This is a genomic window from Bogoriella caseilytica, assembly GCF_003752405.1.
Lineage (GTDB): Bacteria > Actinomycetota > Actinomycetes > Actinomycetales > Actinomycetaceae > Allobogoriella > Allobogoriella caseilytica.
Map to the genome: position 1 here is coordinate 3,018,971 of NZ_RKHK01000001.1, position 16,982 is coordinate 3,035,952.

The window sequence follows — 16,982 nt, forward strand, 5'->3', positions numbered from 1 at the left end:
GGGTTTCCCAGGGTGGCGTGGCCGAGAGGCGAGGCAGCGGCCTGCAAAGCCGTTTACACGGGTTCGAATCCCGTCGCCACCTCGCGGTCGTGCTATCACGAGGGCGATTGGCGCAGCGGTAGCGCGCTTCCCTGACACGGAAGAGGTCACTGGTTCGATCCCAGTATCGCCCACGCAGTGGATCAGGCCCCCGGCAGTGCCGGGGGCTTTTGCTGTGCCCGGTGAGGGGGCGCCGCGGCTGACCCGGCGCGGCGGCTCCTCAGGACACGGTTGGTCCGGGCCCGTGCAGCCTGTGCCGGGAAATCGACAGGTTGTGCCCGCGCGAGCGTCAACGTGAGGTGAGTCTCGCTGGAATGGGCGGGCCCGATACCCATCCACCGGGTCTTGCCGTCAGTGTCGTCGGTGATCGGGAACCGCGACGGCGAGCTCCGGCCAGCACAGGAGGACCATTCATGGCACGAGCATCGGCAATGACGCCGAAACACTGGCGAGCAGGTCTGCTCGCCGTTCCATTGGCCCTGGCTCTGGGAACACCAGCGGTGGCTCTCGACGAGCCTCCGGAGCCAGTCGAGGATGGAGCTGCGGCACTGGACGAGGCCACGTCCGAGGAGGTCGCCGAAAGCGATGACGCTGCCGAGCCGGAGGGCTCCGGTGATGGTGCCGACGGCGAGGTTGCGGGCGGCGAGGTTCCCGGCGACGACGTCGATGGCGAGGCCACGTCTGAGGAGGTCGAGACCGAGGAGCTCACGTCCGAGGACACCATGGTGGAGGTCGAGCCCGACATCGACGTGGTCGCCACCGGTGAGATCCTCGACGCCGTGGCCATCGTGGAGATCGTGCCCGAAGGGCCGCAGGTCTCCGCAGTAGCCCTCGAGTACGACGTTCTCCTCGATCTGGAGAGCATCGACGTCGGAGCCTTCGAGGTCGCGGTGGACATCGAGGTCAGCGGTGACTTCGCCACGCCGATCTCCGGCACCCGCACGGTGGCTCGTGCCTACAGCTCCGCCGCGCCCAGCCCGGGCCAGTGGAGTACCGGAAACTGGGTGGTGATCGAACTCGACCCGTCCGACGGCCTCGGCGGGGCGAGCTACTACAACGTCTTCACCGAGTTCGTCGATCTCGCCGGCGCGTACGAGATCCAGCAGGTGGCGGAGCTGGAGGGCGCGGACGGCGTGATTCCCGCGCAGGACGCCGCCGTGCTGACCACGGGTGCGAGGACGCTCGTGGTCGATGACTACGAGGCCTTGGAGTACACCGGAACCGCCGGCGCGACGGTGCCCTACCGGTTCTTCGAGCCGCAGCTCAGCCCGGGCGAGCAGGTGCCGCTCGTGGTGAGCTTGCACGGGCACGGTGAGAGCGGTTCGGACAACTATGCGCAGGTGGCGGGCAACCAGATCTCGGTGGCCTTTGCCGACCCCGCCCGCCAGGCCGGAGCACCTGCCTACGTGCTCTCCCCGCAGGCAGGCCGGGCCGACCCGGGCCAGGGCGGCTGGTGGGATCCCGCCACCCAGGAAGCCGTCATCGAGCTCGTCCGCCAGACCATGGAGCAGTATCCGGGAATCGACCCCGAGCGGATCTACCTGACCGGCCTCTCCATGGGGGCCTACGGATCCTGGGCGATCCTGCCCACCACCACCGACCTCTTCGCCGCCGCCGTGCTGGTCTGCGGAGCCGGGGATGAGGAGACCGCACTGAAGACCCTGAGCGACCTGCCCATCTGGGCCCTGCACTCGGTCGACGACTTCGTGGTGCCCTATGACGCCCCGGGCTCCGGTCTGCGGATCCTGCGCGCCTTCGAGGATGCCGGCGCACCGGTGGTCTGGAGCGAATGGGACGGCAACGCACCCCGATCGGAGCAGGAGCTCGCGGCGGCGAACGCTCGTCTGGAAGCGGCCGCCACCGGGGCTCGGCACCTCTTCACCACCTTCCCAGCGGGCACGACGCCGGTCAACCCGCATGCGTCATGGGTGCCGACCTACGCCAACAGTCAGGTGCTGGACTGGCTCTTCGAGCAGCGACTCGACGTCCTGCCAGCGCCGGAGCCCACGCCGGAGCCCGAGCCTGAACCGGAGCCAGAACCGAGCCCTGAGCCGGAACCCACCGGCCCGCCGGCCGAGAACGCCACTGATGAGCCCAGCGACGTGGTGGAGGGAAGCCCTGCTCCTTCCACCCCCGGCGCTGACCCGTTGCCGGCGACCGGCGCCGAACCCATGGGCCTGATGATGCTGGCAGGCGTGTTGAGCGTTCTCGGAGCGGCACTGGTCGCGAGCCGGGCGCGCCTGCGGGTTGTGGCCGGGCGGTAGCGCTGTGGTGATCGCCTCATCCGCCGACGCGGCAGGGGCCCGTGAGCCAGTGAGGTAGGCCCTTCGGCCACCCCGTGCCAGGCGCACGAGCGCCCGGGGCGCACGCCACGCGGGTCCGGGCGGGATGATCCGCCCGGACCCGCGTGGCGGCTGGGTACCATCGGGGACGGTCCACCCACCATCCCCGCGCGAGGAGCACCACCCGTGTCTGCAGAGCACATCCTGGTCATTGACGGCGTCGAACACCCGATCGCCGCAGGGACGACCGGCACTGAGCTCTACGAGGGGCGCCGTGACGTGGTGGCCCTCCACGTCGCCGGTGAGCCGCGCGACCTGGACACGGATCTCTCGGGTCTTCCCCAGGGCTCCGAGGTGACCGCGGTGACGATCGAGAGCGCCGAGGGACTGTCGATCCTGCGGCACTCCGCCGCGCACGTCCTTGCCCAAGCAGTCCAGCAGGTCAACCCCGAGGCCAAGCTCGGCATCGGTCCGCCGATCACCGATGGCTTCTACTACGACTTCGACGTCGCCGAGCCATTCACTCCCGAGGATTTGAAGAAGCTCGAGAAGCTCATGCAGCGCATCGTCAAAGAAGGTCAGACCTTCCGCCGGCGCGTGGTCACCGAGGACGAGGCACGCGCGGAGCTCGCCGATGAGCCCTACAAGCTCGAACTGATCGGCCTCAAGGGCTCAGCCGAGACCGGGGAGTCGGGAGAGTCGGTGGAGGTGGGTCAGGGTGAGCTGACCATCTACGACAACCTCCGCCGCGGCGGTGAGGTGGCATGGAAGGACCTCTGCCGCGGCCCGCACCTGCCGTCGACGAAACTGATCGCCAATGGTTTCTCGCTGATGCGCGCGGCCGGCGCCTACTGGCGCGGCAGCGAGAAGAACCCACAGCTACAGCGGATCTACGGCACCGCGTGGCCCACCAAGGACGAGCTCGTGGCCTACAAGGAACGCCTGGCCGAGGCCGAGCGCCGCGACCACCGCCGCCTCGGCGCCGAGCTGGATCTTTTCTCCTTCCCGGACGAGATCGGCTCCGGACTGCCGGTCTTCCACCCCAAGGGTTCGATGATCCGGATGGAGATGGAGGACTACTCCCGCAGGCGTCATGTAGCCGCCGGATACCAGTTCGCCTACACCCCGCACATCACCAAGTCGCGGCTCTATGAGGTCTCCGGGCACCTGGACTGGTACCGCGAGGGCATGTTCCCGGCGATGCACGTGGACGAGCAGCGCGACGAGCACGGCGAGATCACCCGGCAGGGGCAGGACTACTACCTCAAGCCGATGAACTGCCCCATGCACAACCTCATCTTCGCCTCCCGCGGCCGCTCCTACCGCGAGCTGCCGCTGCGGCTCTTCGAGTTTGGCTCGGTCTACCGCTACGAGAAGTCCGGCGTGATCCACGGACTCACCCGGGTGCGTGGCATGACCCAGGACGATGCCCACATCTACTGCACCCGCGAGCAGATGAAGGACGAGATCACCTCGACCTTGACCTTCGTGCTCGATCTGCTCAAGGACTACGGCCTGCAGGACTTCTACCTCGAGCTCTCCACCAAGGATCCGGTGAAGTTCGTGGGCTCGGACGAGGTCTGGGAGGAAGCGACCCGCACCCTCGCGGAGGTGGCCGAGGCCTCTGGTCTCGAACTCGTCCCCGACCCCGGCGGGGCGGCTTTCTACGGCCCCAAGATCTCCGTGCAGGCCCGCGACGCCATCGGACGCACCTGGCAGATGTCGACCATCCAGCTCGACTTCAACCTCCCGGAGCGCTTCGAGCTGGAGTACACCGCGGCCGACGGCTCACGCCAGCGCCCGGTCATGATCCACCGCGCGCTCTTCGGCTCGATCGAACGCTTCCTCGGCGTGCTGACCGAGCACTATGCCGGTGCGTTCCCGGCGTGGCTCGCTCCGGTTCAGGTGCGCGCCATCCCGGTGGCCGAGCCCTTCAACGACTACCTCGCGGACGTCGTCGGCCAGCTGGCAGCCCAGGGCGTCCGCGCGGAGCTCGACGATGGAGCGGACCGGTTCCCCAAGAAGATCCGCACCGCCTCCAAGGAGAAGATTCCCTTCACCGTCATCGCCGGTGGTGAGGACGTCGACGCCGGTGCGGTGTCCTTCCGGTACCGCGACGGCTCCCAGCGCAATCAGGTCCCGGTGGCGGAGGCCATCGCCGAGATCCTGCGGGCCATCGAGGCCCGGGAGCAGGTGTGACCGGGCCCGGCCCTGCGCAGGCAGCAGCCGGGCAGGCCCCAGATCATCCGGGCACGCCGGACGCCTTTGAGCGGCTCTGGACGCCGCACCGGATGGTCTACGTCGGTGGCACGGAGCGGCAGGAGTCCCCCGCGGGGGAGAGCACCTGCCCCTTCTGTCGGGCTCCGGGGCGCGAGGACGCTGATGGGCTGATCGTCCGGCGCGGCGAGCACGCGTACGTGGTGCTCAATCTCTATCCCTACAACCCCGGTCACCTACTGATCTGCCCGCTCCGCCATGTGGCTGACTACACCGAGCTCACTGACGCCGAGCGCGATGAGATCGCCGCCCTGACCCAGCAGGCACTGCAGGCGATCCGCGCTGTCTCCGCGCCGCAGGGCTTCAACCTCGGGGTCAATCTCGGCGAGGTGGCCGGCGGCAGTGTCTCCGCGCACTTCCACCAGCACGTGGTGCCGCGCTGGGGCGGGGATGCGAACTTCCTGCCGATCGTGGCCCGGACCAAGGCGCTGCCGCAGGTCTTGGGGGAGACCCGCCGTCTGCTCGCAGAAGCGTGGCTGGCCATCGAGCGGGAGGGCTGATCCATGCTCTCCACCACCGGCAGAGGTTTTGCCCGCGCGCTCTTCGGGCCGGCGGCCCGGCTGCTCGCGCGCCTGGGCGTCAGCCCGGATGTGGTGACCGTTGCCGGAACCGTGCTCACCTGCCTGGCAGCACTGACCTTGATTCCCCTCGACATGCTGGTCATCGGCCCGTTGGTGATCACCGTCTGCGTCCTCCTCGACAACCTCGACGGCCAGCTCGCCCGCCTCACCGGGCAGGAGTCGGTCTGGGGAGCGTTCCTGGACTCGACCATGGACCGCGTGGCAGACGGCGCGCTGCTGGCCGCAGTGATCATCTGGGCGCTGCGGCACCTCGAGGGCACGTGGCAACTTCTCACCGTGGCCGCGGCCCTGGCCGCCCTGGTGTTCGGATCCGTCGTGCCCTATGCCAAGGCGCGAGCGGAGTCGGTGGGCCTGCGCGGTGACGGCGGACTGGCGGAACGTGCCGACCGGCTCGTGGTGATCCTGGTGGCGCTCTTCCTTGTGGGCCTCGGCCTGCCGCCGGTGGTGCTGACGGTGGCGCTGTGGGTGCTGGCATTAGCCGCGTTGATCACTGTCTTCCAGCGCATGGGACGCGCGTACCGGAGTGCCCGGCAGGCGATCGACTGATGCTGGCAGGGGCTTTCCCGGTGGCACGTGCCGCCCAGCGCCTCCCCGGGGGCCTGGGGAGGCTCCTGTTCGACCTGGCCGCGGACCTCGCCTGGGGGACTCGCCGAGGCGGTGTGACCCTGCTGGAGCGCAACCTCACGCGCATGCGACCCGATCTGAGCAGGCGGGAGATCCGCCGGCTCAGCCGCAGCAACCTGCGGAGGTACCTGGCCAACTTCTACGAGGCCGTGGAGCTGCCCGGCCTGACTCCGGCGCAGATCGAGGCGCGCGTGCGGGTGATCGGTGACCGTGAGCCCGCGAGAGACTGCCGGGAGGGCAGAGGCTTCGTAGCGGCCCTCGGGCATTGCGGGAACTGGGACCTTGCCGGGGCATACGCCACGACGTCCTTGGCGCCAGTGCTGACGGTGGCCGAGGTTCTCGAACCCTCCGAGGTCTTCGAGGAGTTCCTCGCGATGCGCAGGAGAATCGGCCTGGAGATCCTTCCCATGCAGGCGGGTGTCTTCCGGGAGTTGCTGCGCCGGGTGCGCAGCACCACTCATGCCACCCCGCTGCTGGCCGACCGCGATCTGAGCAGCAGCGGTGTGGAGGTGCAGCTCGCCGGCCGTCGCGCGCGCGTGGCGGCTGGGCCGGCGGCGCTGGCGCTCGGCGGCGAGCTGCCGCTCTACCCGGCCATGATCCGGCGTGAACGGTTGACCGGCCCGCGCCGTCGTCGTGCGGGGAGCCCGTGGGGAATCGTCATCGAACTCCTGCCCGCGGTGTGGCGCCCCGACGACGTCGCTCCCGCGAACGGCGTCGCCGAGCTCACCCAGCGCTGGGTGGATGCCCTCGCCGAACGCATCCGTCTCTATCCCAGGGACTGGCACATGCTGCAGCGCGTTTTCGTGGAGGATCTGGACGCCGCACGGCTGCATGCGGCGTCAGCCACGAGCGGGGCCGCCACGGACGCGGCCGTGCGCGCGGAGGAGGGCTGATGCGCATCGGTCTCGTCTGCCCGTACTCGATGGACGCCCCGGGCGGTGTGCAGCAACACGTGGGTGACCTGGCTGAGGAACTGATCGGCCGCGGTCACGAGGTCTCGGTGCTTGCCCCTGCCGGAGCGAGCACTCCGGTGGCACCGTATGTTGTGGCCGCCGGGCACTCCACCCCCATCCCGTACAACGGTTCGGTGGCGCGGCTCAACGTCAGCCCCATGGCGGCGAACCGGGTGAACCGCTGGCTGCGCCAGGGTGACTTCGACCTGCTGCACCTGCACGAACCCATGGCGCCGGCCCTGAGCCTGCTGACCCTGTGGACCACCGACCGTCCGATCGTGGCAACCTTCCACACCTCCATGGACCGCTCGCTCGGTCTGCGGGCCGCCGGCGCCATGTTCAGTGCGTCGCTCGGCAAGATCGGGGCGCGGGTAGCGGTCTCGGAGGAAGCCCGCCGCACCCTCACCCACTACGCGGGTGGATCCGCGGAGGTGATCCCGAACGGCGTGCACGTCGGCCGCTTCGCCCGGGCCGAAGCCGACCTGCGGTGGGTGGGAACCGCGGAGCGGCCCACGGTGGCTTTCCTCGGACGGCTCGACGAGCCGCGCAAGGGCCTGGCGGTGCTCGCCGAGGCCATCCCGCATGTCCTGGAGCGCCACCCGGGCGTGCGTTTCCTCATCGCCGGACGTGGCCACGCCGCAGCCGAGCGACGGCAGCTGGCGCCCTACGGGGACTCCGTGCAGTTCCTCGGTGCGATCTCCGATCATGACAAGCGCAGCCTGCTGAAGTCCGTGGATATCTACGTGGCCCCCCATCTGGGGGGCGAGAGTTTTGGCATCGTGCTGACCGAGGCCATGGCGGCGGGCGCCCTCGTGGTGGCCTCGGATCTGCCCGCGTTCTCCGCGGTCCTCGATGGCGGCCGGGCGGGACACCTGGTGCCGGTGGGGGAGCCGAGGGCCTTCGCGGACCGCCTGCTCGCCGCTTTCGCCGGGAGTACCCGGATGCGTGAGTACGCCAGCGAGCATGTCCGTCGCTACGACTGGCCGACGGTCACCGATCAGCTCCTGGAGGTCTACGGCCGGGTAGCGTTCAGCCCATGAGCACGCGCGCGCCCGGCGAGCCGCAGCTTCCCGAGCACCCGCGCTGGCGGACGGCACCTCACCGCCGTCGCAGCACGCTGATCGTCGAGATCATGCTGCTCTCGCTGGGTCTGCTCGGAGGCGTCTTTGCCCTGGCCTGGATCGTGGCGGAGGGCGGCGCCGGATCGACTCTGCTGTCCGCTCTGCTGGCCTCCCTGCCGCTGCTGGTGATCCTGGTCCTGGTGTGGTGGGTCGACCGCTGGGAGCCGGAGCCCCGGCTGCTCCTGATCGGCGCGCTGCTCTGGGGGGCCGGTGCGGCCGTGGCCGGAGCTCTCGTGGTGAACAACGCGTGGTTCACGGCGGTGGAGGAGGCCTCGGGTTCCGAGCTGCTGGCCACGGTGACCGGCGTGGTGGTGGGCGCGCCGCTCAGTGAGGAGATCTTCAAGGGCTTCGGTCTGCTCATCATCTTCCTCACCCGCCGACGCCACTTCGATGGCCCTGTGGACGGTCTGGTGTACGCCGCGGTCATCGCCGCAGGCTTCGCCTTCACCGAGAACATCTTCTACTTCGGCCGGGCCGCCGAGGACGGAGACCTCGGCTTGGTGTTCTTCGGCCGGGCCGTGATGAGCCCGTTCGCGCACGTCCTGTTCACGGCCGCCATGGGCATCGCCCTCGGTCTGGCCTCCCGGGCGCGCCGCCGCACCTGGATGTGGGCCTTCCCGGTGGGGCTGGTGGCTGCGATCCTGCTGCACGCCGTCTGGAACGCCTCCGCCGTCCTCGGCGTGGTCTACCTCCTGCTGTTCGTGGTCTTCCAGATACCGCTGTTCGCCGCCTACATCACGCTCATCGTGTGGCTACGCCACGACGAGCGGATGATCATCCGCGGCCGGCTCACCGAGTACGCCCACGCAGGATGGTTCGCGCCGATGGAGGTCGAGATGCTGACCTCCCTGCGAGGCCGGCGGATGGCCCGGGCCTGGGCGAAGAACCAGGGGAGCGACGCCCACCGTGCGATGAGGGACTTCCAGCGCTACGCGACGTGGCTGGCCTTCACCCGCCAGCGGGTCCTCATCGGGCGGCACGACATGGGCGTCCGCCGGGACGAACACCAGTTGCTGAGTGCCGTCAGCCGGGCCCGCGCGGGGTGGAGCACATGAGTGGGAGCCGGCTGGGCCCGGAGTGGGTGCCGGGGCCGGATGGCCTGCTCTCGCGCCACGCCGCGCGAGTGATCCTGCTCGACCCCAGCGGGCGGGTGCTCCTGGTGCGGGGGCACGATGCCGATGAGCCGGAGAGGTCCTGGTGGTTCACCGTGGGTGGCGGATTGGAACCCGGCGAGAGCCCGCGCGCCGCTGCGGTGCGGGAGACCGCCGAGGAGACGGGCCTGGAGCTACGCCCGGAGCAACTTGAGGGCCCCGTGCTCACTCGCTCGGCGATCTTCGACTTCTTCCGGGTGACCTGCCGGCAGGAGGAGCAGTTCTTCCTGGCCCGCCTCGCTGGCGGCACAGCCACCGAGCTGAGTGATGCCGGCTGGACCGCCGGGGAACGCGAGGTCCTCGATGAGATGCGCTGGTGGGATGTCGCGGAGCTGGAGGCCGAACTCGCCGGCGGCGCGGTGGTCTATCCGAGCAACCTGCCCGCACTGGTGCGCAGCCTGCTGACCGGCTGGGACGGCAGCTGCGCCCACCTGGGCGAGGTCGAGGAATAGCACCGGGGCGTAGAATGACGGGTCGAGCCACCACGTCATGACAACGAGAGGGCAAGTCACCAGCCATGTCCGGTCACTCCAAGTGGGCAACCACCAAGCACAAGAAGGCCGCGATCGATGCCAAGCGCGGCAAGCTGTTCGCGCGGCTCGTGAAGAACATCGAGGTCGCAGCGCGCACCGGTGGTGGTGACCTCGCGGGCAACCCGACCCTCTACGACGCCGTGCAGAAGGCCAAGAAGGCCTCGGTGCCTGCGGCGAACATCGAGCGGGCGGTCAAGCGTGGTTCCGGCGAGGAGGCCGGCGGCGCGAACTACGAGACCATCATGTACGAGGGCTACGCCCCCGGCGGCGTCGCCGTCCTGGTCGAATGCCTCACCGACAACCGCAACCGCGCCGCTTCGGATGTTCGCGTCGCCTTCACGCGCAACGGCGGTTCCCTGGCCGATCCCGGGTCGGTCTCCTACCTGTTCAACCGCCGCGGCGTCGTGCAGGTGCCCAAGGTCGATGGGCTCACCGAGGACGACGTGCTGGCCGCGGTGCTCGAGGCCGGCGCAGAGGAGGTGCAGGACCTCGGTGAGAGCTTCGAGATCATGAGTGAGGCCACCGACGTCGTCGCGGTCCGCACGGCGCTGCAGGAGTCCGGTGTGGACTACGACTCCGCGGAGGCCAGCTTCGTGCCCTCGATGGAGATCGAGGTCGACGCTGATGGCGCGGCCAAGGTCTTCCGCCTCATCGAGGCACTCGAGGACAGCGACGACGTGCAGAACGTCTTCTCCAACGTGGACGTCCCCGAATCGGTGCTCGCGGAGCTCGGCGAGGACTGAGGCGCCCACGCCATGCGCATTCTCGGAGTCGATCCAGGGCTGACCCGCTGCGGGATCGGCGTGATCGACACGGCCCCCGGCCGGCAGGTCTCCCTGGTCGAAGCCGGCGTGGTGCGCACGCCGGCCGACCTTGCTCCCCACCTCCGGTTGCTGGCCGTGGCCGAGGGGCTGGAGGAGTGGATGGCCCGGCACCGGCCCGGCGCCATCGCGGTGGAGCGGGTCTTCGCCCAGGCGAACGTCCGGTCCGTGACGGGGACCGCCCAGGTGGCGGGCATCGCGATGCTGGCTGCAGCACAGGCACGTCTGCCCCTGGGGCTCCACACACCCAGTGAGGTCAAGGCGGCCGTCACCGGTGACGGCCGCGCGGAGAAGGCCCAGGTTCAGGAGATGGTCCGCCGGATCCTGCGGCTCGAGTCCGCTCCGAAGCCGGCTGACGCCGCCGATGCGGTGGCACTGGCGATCTGCCACTCCTGGCGTGCCGGGGTGGCCGGGGCGAGTCCATCCGATCGCGCGGTGGTGGCCGGCCAGCATGGCGGCGCAGGCAGCGCGCCCGAGGCACCCGGGATGACCGCGGCGCAGCGGGCGTGGGCGGCGGCCGAGCGCTCGGCGCGCCGTGCCGGAGCCGTGGCCGAACAGCGCTGAGCAGGTACGGTCTTCGTACAGGTGTACACCAGTGCGGCCCGGCCGTGCGCTAGGCATCGTGCCGACCAGGAGGACACGTAGTGATCGCATCGATGAGTGGCGTCGTGGAGGCGCTTGGCCTGGACCACGCTGTGCTGGCAGTCGGCGGGGTGGGAGTGCGCATCGAGGCGACCCCGGCCACCCTGGCGTCGCTGCGTGTGGGTGCCGCGGCGCGCCTGGCCACGTCTCTGGTGGTGCGGGAGGAGAGCCTGACCCTCTTTGGCTTTGCCGATGACGACGAGCGCGCCGTCTTCGAGGCGGTCCAGACCGTCTCGGGAGTGGGACCGCGCCTGGCGCTGGCCATGGTCGCGGTCCACACTCCGGATCTGCTGCGCCGTGCGGTGGCCGAGGAGGACCTCGCTGCCCTGCAGCGGGTGCCCGGAATCGGCAAGAAGGGTGCTCAGCGCATCGTGCTGGAACTCGGAGACAAGCTCGGCCCGCCCACCGGCGGCAGCGCCCCCGCTCCTGCCACGACGGATGCCGAGGTGCCCGGCGGCCTGGCCGCGGAGGTGGCTGAGGCGCTGACCCAGTTGGGCTGGAACGACAAGCAGGCCGGCGCGGCTGTCACCGCCGTGCTGGACTCGCCCGACGCTCCCGCGGCCGACGACCGCGCGGCGGTGCTCCGGGCGGCCCTGCAGCACCTGGCAGGTGCGCGACGTGGCTGAGTTCCCGGAAGGTTCTGCCGCACCGATGGATGGTGGAGCCGACGCGGTCGAACGCGCGGCCGAGGCGGCGCTGCGGCCGAAGCGTCTCGACGAGTTCGTGGGCCAGCCGGTGGTGCGCGATCAGCTCTCCCTGGTGATCGAGGCAGCTCGCAATCGCGGAACCCCGCCCGATCATGTGCTGTTGTCCGGGCCACCCGGCCTGGGCAAGACCACCCTGGCGATGATCATCGCCCACGAGTCCTCCGGAGCGCTGCGGCTCACGTCCGGCCCTGCGATCCAGCATGCGGGGGATCTCGCCGCCATCTTGTCCTCCTTGCAGGAGCACGATGTGCTCTTCATTGACGAGATCCATCGTTTGGCTCGCCCGGCGGAGGAGATGCTCTACCTCGCCATGGAGGACTTCCGCGTGGACGTCGTCGTCGGCAAGGGACCCGGGGCCACGTCGATCCCGCTGACGCTCCCTCCGTTCACCGTGGTCGGGGCGACCACCCGGGCCGGGCTGCTGCCGGCGCCCTTGCGAGACCGCTTCGGCCTGACCGCTCACCTGGAGTTCTACTCCGCGGCGGACCTGGAGCAAGTGTTGCGCCGCTCGGCAGGTCTGCTCCAGGCGGACCTGGGTGCTGATGCGGCCAGCGAACTCGCCTCGCGGTCCCGGGGCACGCCGCGCATCGCCAACCGCCTGCTGCGCCGGGTCCAGGACTTCGCTCAGGTGCGCGGCACCGGTGCGCTGGACCTGGCTGCCGCCCACGGGGCGCTGGAGGTCTTCGAGGTCGACCGCCTCGGGCTGGACCGCCTGGACCGGGCGGTGCTGCGCGCCCTGTGTGAACGCTTCGCCGGGCGGCCCGTGGGCCTGTCCACGTTGGCCACCACGGTGGGGGAGGAGCCGGAGACGGTTGAGACGGTCGCCGAACCCTTCCTGGTCCGTGAGGGCCTGGTGATCCGGACCCCGCGAGGGCGGCAGGCCACTGCTGCGGCCTATTCCCACCTGGGGTTGGAAGCGCCGCCTTCGGACGTGCTCTTCAGCTGAGCCGGAGCTTGTCTGCGCCCGGATGACTGGCCGAGGGCGCGCCGCGCGGAGCTCGTAGGGGCCGTGCACTGGTTCGGCGGCTAGCGCGTAGACTCTCCTGGTCCGCGCCCAACCGCAATCGGAGTGCCTCCCTTATGGAGATCTTGATCTTTCTCGTGCCGATGTTGCTGCTGCTGTGGCTGGTATCCAGCCGTGGCCGCAAGAAGCAGCAGGCTCAGCAGGAGCAGCTGCTGAACTCACTCGATCCCGGCACCTGGGTGATGACCCGAGCCGGGTTCTTCGGCAAGGTCGTCGAGGTGGACGGCAAGGTCGTCACGCTCGAGAGCCCCACGGGCGAACTCAGCATCTGGCTCGATGCCGCCATCGCTGAGGTCAAGGACCCGCCCTTCGCCGAGGACGGCGACGAGGGCGAGGGCGAGGGCGAGGAGCTTCCCAGCATCGAGCTGTCCGCGGACAGTGGTGCAACGGCGGAGCCCGAGGGTTTCCGGCCCGGAGGCCCCACCGTGGGCGAAGACGGGCGCCTGACCGACCAAGACAAGGGCTAAGGGCACAGAGTCGTGGCAGCACCCTCTCGTCAGCGCCCCGCGCGCACCCTCGTCATTCTCGGCGTCCTGCTGGTCGCGATCTTCGCCTCGATCGTCGGCGGTGACCGCTGGTCCGATGGCTCGACCACGCCCGATCTCGCACTCGACCTCGAGGGTGGCACGCAGCTCATCCTGACGCCACGGACCACCGATGGCTCCGAGATCACCGATGAGGACATCGATCAGGCGATCGCGATCATGCGTCAGCGCGTGGACGCCTCCGGTGTGGCCGAGTCCCAGATCACCAGTCAGGGATCGAACAACATCGTGGTGGGCCTCCCCGGCACCCCCTCGGACGAGACGATCGAGCTCGTCGGGCGCTCTGCCCGCTTGTACTTCCGCCCCGTGCTCCAGATCGGTGGGCCCGGCGTCATCGACGCCCACACGGTGCTGGAGGAGGGCGAGGATCCCTTTGCCGATCTCGATGTCGAGAACATGACCGACGAGGAGATCGAGGAGGCACTCGCCGAGCTCCAGCAGGAGGCCGAGGCCGCTGCTGCCGAGCGTGAGCCGGCGACCGAGGAAGAGATCGAGGAGGCCGCCAGAATCGCCGCAGACGTGGACGGCGATGGCGAGATCTCCGATCAGCCGGCGACCGAGCCGGAGTCCTACACCGACACGGCTTGGATCACCGAGCAGGTGATGTACGACTTCTACACCCTGGACTGCCTGGATCCGGCCAACCGTGCCGGCGGACTGGACCACCCCTCGGACGAGCCGATCGCGGCCTGTGATGAGACCGGGATGACGAAGTACATCCTGGCGCCCTCGCCGCTGTCCGGACAGCACATCACGCAAGCCACCTCCGGCATGCAGACGACACAGAGTGGCGCCCCCACGGGCCAGTGGGCGGTGAACTTCGAACTCGACCGCGAGGGCGGGCGCATCTTCGCGGACCTCTCCGCAGAGTTGGTGCGCCTGGAGAGCCAGCCGCCCCGCAATCAGTTCGCCGCGGTCTTGGACGGCAACGTCATCACGGCACCCACGATGAACAACGTCATCCCAGGGGGCCGCGGCGAGATCAGCGGCAACTTCACCTCCGAATCGGCGGCCACGCTGGCCAACCAGCTCTCCTTCGGTTCGTTGCCGATCGACTTCGAGATCCAGTCCCAGGAGCAGATCTCGGCCACCTTGGGCACCGAGCAGCTGCAGCGAGGTCTGCTGGCCGCCGCCATCGGAGCCGTGCTCGTGATCGCCTACCTGTTGTGGCAGTACCGGGCGCTCGGTCTGGTCGCCGTGTCCTCCCTGGTGCTCGCCGGTGTGGTCACCTACGGGCTCATCACGCTGATGTCGTGGCAGATGGGCTATCGGCTCTCGCTGCCCGGTGTGGTGGGTCTGGCGATCTCGGTGGGTGTCACCGCGGACTCCTTCATCGTCTACTTCGAAAGAGTCCGCGACGAGGTGCGCGAAGGACGAACGCTGGGAGCCGCCATCGAGCACGGATGGCCGCGCGCCAAGCGCACCATCCTGGCCTCCGACGCGGTGAACTTCATCGCCGCTGCGGTGCTCTACGTGCTGGCCGTCGGCGGTGTGCAGGGCTTCGCCTTCACCCTCGGTCTGGTGACCCTGGTCGACATCCTGGTGATCTTCCTCTTCACCCACCCGGTGATGCTGTTGCTGGTGAAGACCAAGTTCTTCGGTCAGGGACACAAGCTCTCCGGTCTGCAGCCCGAGTCGCTGGGCGCGACCTCGTACACCTACCGCGGGCGCGGTCGCTTCGGCGGACCGGGTCACCGCTCCAGCCCTGCCGAGGCAGCCGCATCACCGGAAGACGCTGAGCATTCCTCGCGGATCCCCGTCACGGTGGGTGCGGGTGCCGCCGGCGCGGGCCAGGCGGTGAACCGGCACGACCGGTCACCCCTGCCGCCGGCCATCACCGAAGACGGTCGCAAGCTCACCATCGCCGAACGCCGGGCTCTGCAACGCAAGCAAGCGAGCGCGGCAGAGAGCGCCGAGAACGGCGGCCCGGATCCGGATGAGCAGACCACGGAAGGCGGTGAGCGGTGATGTCCTTCCGCACCTGGGGTAACCACCTCTACACCGGTCAAAAGACCTACGACATCGTTGATCGCCGCAACCGCTGGGTCGTCATCGCCGCGGTACTGATGATCCTGTCGATCGCGGTGCTGCTCGTGCGCGGGCTGAACCCGGGCATCGAGTTCTCCGGGGGATCGCAGTTCACCGTCTCCGGAGCGCAGACCACCGAGGAACAGCCTGCGCACGATGTGATCTCCGAGGTCGGCGGTGAGCCGCCACGCGTCTCCACGGTGGGCGACACCACCGTGCGGGTCCAGACCGGTGAGCTCACCGACGTCGAGACCCGTCAGGTGCGCGACGGCCTGGCCGAGGCCTACGGAGTGAGCCCGGACGACATCACCTCGACCTTCATCGGCCCCACCTGGGGCTCGGACGTCACCCAGCAGGCGATCATCTCCCTGGTGATCTTCATCAGCTTGATCGTGCTGGGCATGCTGATCTACTTCCGCACCTGGACGATGGCGGTGGCGGCGTTGGCGGCCCTGCTGCACGACATCGTGCTCCTGGTGGGCATCTATGCGCTGGTCGGTTTCGAGGTCACGCCTGCGGCCGTGGTCGGGTTCCTCATGGTCATGGGGTATTCGCTCTACGACACGGTGGTCATCTTCGACAAGGTGCGCGAGAACAACGCCGACCTCTTCACCCAGGATCGCCACACCTACGCCGAAGGATCGAACCGCGCCGTCAACCAGACGCTGGTGCGCTCGATCAACACCTCGGTCACCGGTGTGCTCCCGGTGGCGGCGATCCTGTTCATCGGTGCGCTCTTCATGGGTGCCGGCACCCTGCGCGACATCGCCCTGGCGCTGTTCGTGGGCATGATCCTTTCCGCCTACTCCTCGATCTACCTCGCGGCACCGATCGAAGTGGGCCTGCGTGAGCGCGACGCCAAGGTCATCAAGCACACCAAGGTCGTGGTGGACCGGCGCGAGCGGCGCGAGAGCGGCCTGAAGGTCGCCTCCGGCCCGCTGAGCGCCGAGCGCATCGACGAAGAGGCCGCTCTGGCCACCGAGCGGGGGGGTTCTGTGGTCGCTGGGCGGCACCTGGGCACCGCTGCGCAACCTCGGCGAAAGAAGAGCGGCAAGTGAGCCAGGCGGACGGGGTCCGCGCGCCGGGCTCGCCCTTCCCGGACTCACTCGTGAACCTCGTGCGCGGCCACATCCGGGACATCCCGGACTTCCCGAGCCCGGGCATCCTCTTCCGCGACATCACTCCGCTGCTGGCGGACGGCCCGGCCCTGCAGGCCCTGGTGGATGGACTGGCCGAGGTGTACCGGGGTCGCATCGATGCGGTGGCGGGCATCGAGTCGCGCGGCTTCATCCTCGCGGCGCCCATCGCGGCCACCCTGGGGATCGGCATGATCACCATCCGCAAGGCGGGACGTCTTCCCGGCCCGGTCATCGGCGTCGACTACTCCCTGGAGTACGGTCAGGCCCGCATCGAGCTGCACCCCGAGACGGTCGTGACTGATTCGCGCGTGTTGGTGGTCGACGATGTGCTCGCCACAGGCGGAACGGCGGCCGCTGCCGCCTCCCTCATCGAAGAAGCCGGCGGTGAGGTCGTCGCGCTGGGCATGCTGCTGGAACTCGGCTTCCTCCAGGGCCGCGCGGCACTGACCGGCCGCCAGGTCGATTCGGTCCTCGTCTACTGATGCGCGCACCTGCTCGGACCGTGGGCACGCGGA

Annotated in this window: 16 protein-coding genes and 2 tRNA genes; all 18 read left to right on the forward strand. The window is 69.4% G+C overall.

The genetic code is table 11. The features are described from left to right. Positions 1-11 precede the first annotated feature (11 nt). The 18 genes from EDD31_RS13540 (at position 12) to EDD31_RS13625 (ending at position 16,949) form a co-directional block, all read left to right on the forward strand. Positions 12-82, forward strand: a tRNA-Cys gene (locus tag EDD31_RS13540). A 19-nt stretch (positions 83-101) separates the two neighbouring features. Next, positions 102-173, forward strand: a tRNA-Val gene (locus EDD31_RS13545). A gap of 279 nt (positions 174-452) precedes the next feature. After that, positions 453-2,303, forward strand: coding sequence for an LPXTG cell wall anchor domain-containing protein (locus tag EDD31_RS13550; RefSeq protein ID WP_170163309.1), 1,851 nt, complete (start codon positions 453-455; stop codon positions 2,301-2,303). A 204-nt stretch (positions 2,304-2,507) separates the two neighbouring features. Continuing rightward, positions 2,508-4,520 carry a threonine--tRNA ligase gene (gene thrS / locus EDD31_RS13555; RefSeq protein WP_123304615.1) on the forward strand — a complete coding sequence of 671 codons (2,013 nt, stop codon included), beginning with the start codon at positions 2,508-2,510 and terminating at the stop codon, positions 4,518-4,520. Further along, positions 4,517-5,098 carry an HIT family protein gene (locus EDD31_RS13560; protein WP_245991222.1) on the forward strand — a complete coding sequence of 194 codons (582 nt, stop codon included), beginning with the start codon at positions 4,517-4,519 and terminating at the stop codon, positions 5,096-5,098. Before thrS ends, EDD31_RS13560 begins: the two co-directional genes overlap by 4 nt. 3 nt (positions 5,099-5,101) lie before the next feature. After that, the gene (gene pgsA, locus EDD31_RS13565) at positions 5,102-5,725 is read left to right on the forward strand and encodes a phosphatidylinositol phosphate synthase (protein WP_123304617.1); all 624 of its coding nucleotides are present in this window, start codon (positions 5,102-5,104) and stop codon (positions 5,723-5,725) included. Beyond that, positions 5,725-6,696 (forward strand): phosphatidylinositol mannoside acyltransferase, encoded by a 972-nt coding sequence (locus tag EDD31_RS13570; protein ID WP_123304618.1) that lies wholly within the window; start codon positions 5,725-5,727, stop codon positions 6,694-6,696. The genes pgsA and EDD31_RS13570 overlap by 1 nt, the downstream gene beginning before the upstream one ends. Further along, a complete protein-coding gene (locus EDD31_RS13575; RefSeq protein ID WP_123304619.1) occupies positions 6,696-7,796 on the forward strand; it encodes a glycosyltransferase family 4 protein in 1,101 nt (366 codons plus the stop codon). Before EDD31_RS13570 ends, EDD31_RS13575 begins: the two co-directional genes overlap by 1 nt. Then, positions 7,793-8,932: a PrsW family intramembrane metalloprotease gene (locus tag EDD31_RS13580; RefSeq protein WP_123304620.1), complete on the forward strand. Its 1,140-nt coding sequence runs from the start codon at positions 7,793-7,795 to the stop codon at positions 8,930-8,932. Before EDD31_RS13575 ends, EDD31_RS13580 begins: the two co-directional genes overlap by 4 nt. Next, a complete protein-coding gene (locus tag EDD31_RS13585; protein WP_123304621.1) occupies positions 8,929-9,480 on the forward strand; it encodes an NUDIX hydrolase in 552 nt (183 codons plus the stop codon). Before EDD31_RS13580 ends, EDD31_RS13585 begins: the two co-directional genes overlap by 4 nt. Positions 9,481-9,545: 65 nt before the next feature. Continuing rightward, positions 9,546-10,304: a YebC/PmpR family DNA-binding transcriptional regulator gene (locus EDD31_RS13590; protein WP_123304622.1), complete on the forward strand. Its 759-nt coding sequence runs from the start codon at positions 9,546-9,548 to the stop codon at positions 10,302-10,304. A 12-nt stretch (positions 10,305-10,316) separates the two neighbouring features. Then, a complete protein-coding gene (gene ruvC / locus EDD31_RS13595; protein WP_123304623.1) occupies positions 10,317-10,946 on the forward strand; it encodes a crossover junction endodeoxyribonuclease RuvC in 630 nt (209 codons plus the stop codon). 80 nt (positions 10,947-11,026) lie between these two features. Further along, the gene (gene ruvA / locus EDD31_RS13600; protein WP_123304624.1) at positions 11,027-11,650 is read left to right on the forward strand and encodes a Holliday junction branch migration protein RuvA; all 624 of its coding nucleotides are present in this window, start codon (positions 11,027-11,029) and stop codon (positions 11,648-11,650) included. Positions 11,651-11,675: 25 nt separating this feature from the next. After that, complete coding sequence (gene ruvB, locus EDD31_RS13605; protein WP_123305576.1) at positions 11,676-12,677, forward strand: Holliday junction branch migration DNA helicase RuvB; 1,002 nt, start codon at positions 11,676-11,678, stop codon at positions 12,675-12,677. A 134-nt stretch (positions 12,678-12,811) separates the two neighbouring features. Then, positions 12,812-13,222, forward strand: coding sequence for a preprotein translocase subunit YajC (locus EDD31_RS13610; protein ID WP_123304625.1), 411 nt, complete (start codon positions 12,812-12,814; stop codon positions 13,220-13,222). Positions 13,223-13,234: 12 nt separating this feature from the next. Further along, positions 13,235-15,268, forward strand: a complete 2,034-nt coding sequence (gene secD, locus EDD31_RS13615; protein ID WP_123304626.1) for a protein translocase subunit SecD — start codon at positions 13,235-13,237, stop codon at positions 15,266-15,268. Next, the gene (gene secF / locus EDD31_RS13620; protein ID WP_123304627.1) at positions 15,268-16,386 is read left to right on the forward strand and encodes a protein translocase subunit SecF; all 1,119 of its coding nucleotides are present in this window, start codon (positions 15,268-15,270) and stop codon (positions 16,384-16,386) included. Before secD ends, secF begins: the two co-directional genes overlap by 1 nt. Then, positions 16,383-16,949 (forward strand): adenine phosphoribosyltransferase, encoded by a 567-nt coding sequence (locus EDD31_RS13625; protein ID WP_123304628.1) that lies wholly within the window; start codon positions 16,383-16,385, stop codon positions 16,947-16,949. The genes secF and EDD31_RS13625 overlap by 4 nt, the downstream gene beginning before the upstream one ends. The last annotated feature ends 33 nt before the right edge of the window (positions 16,950-16,982 follow it).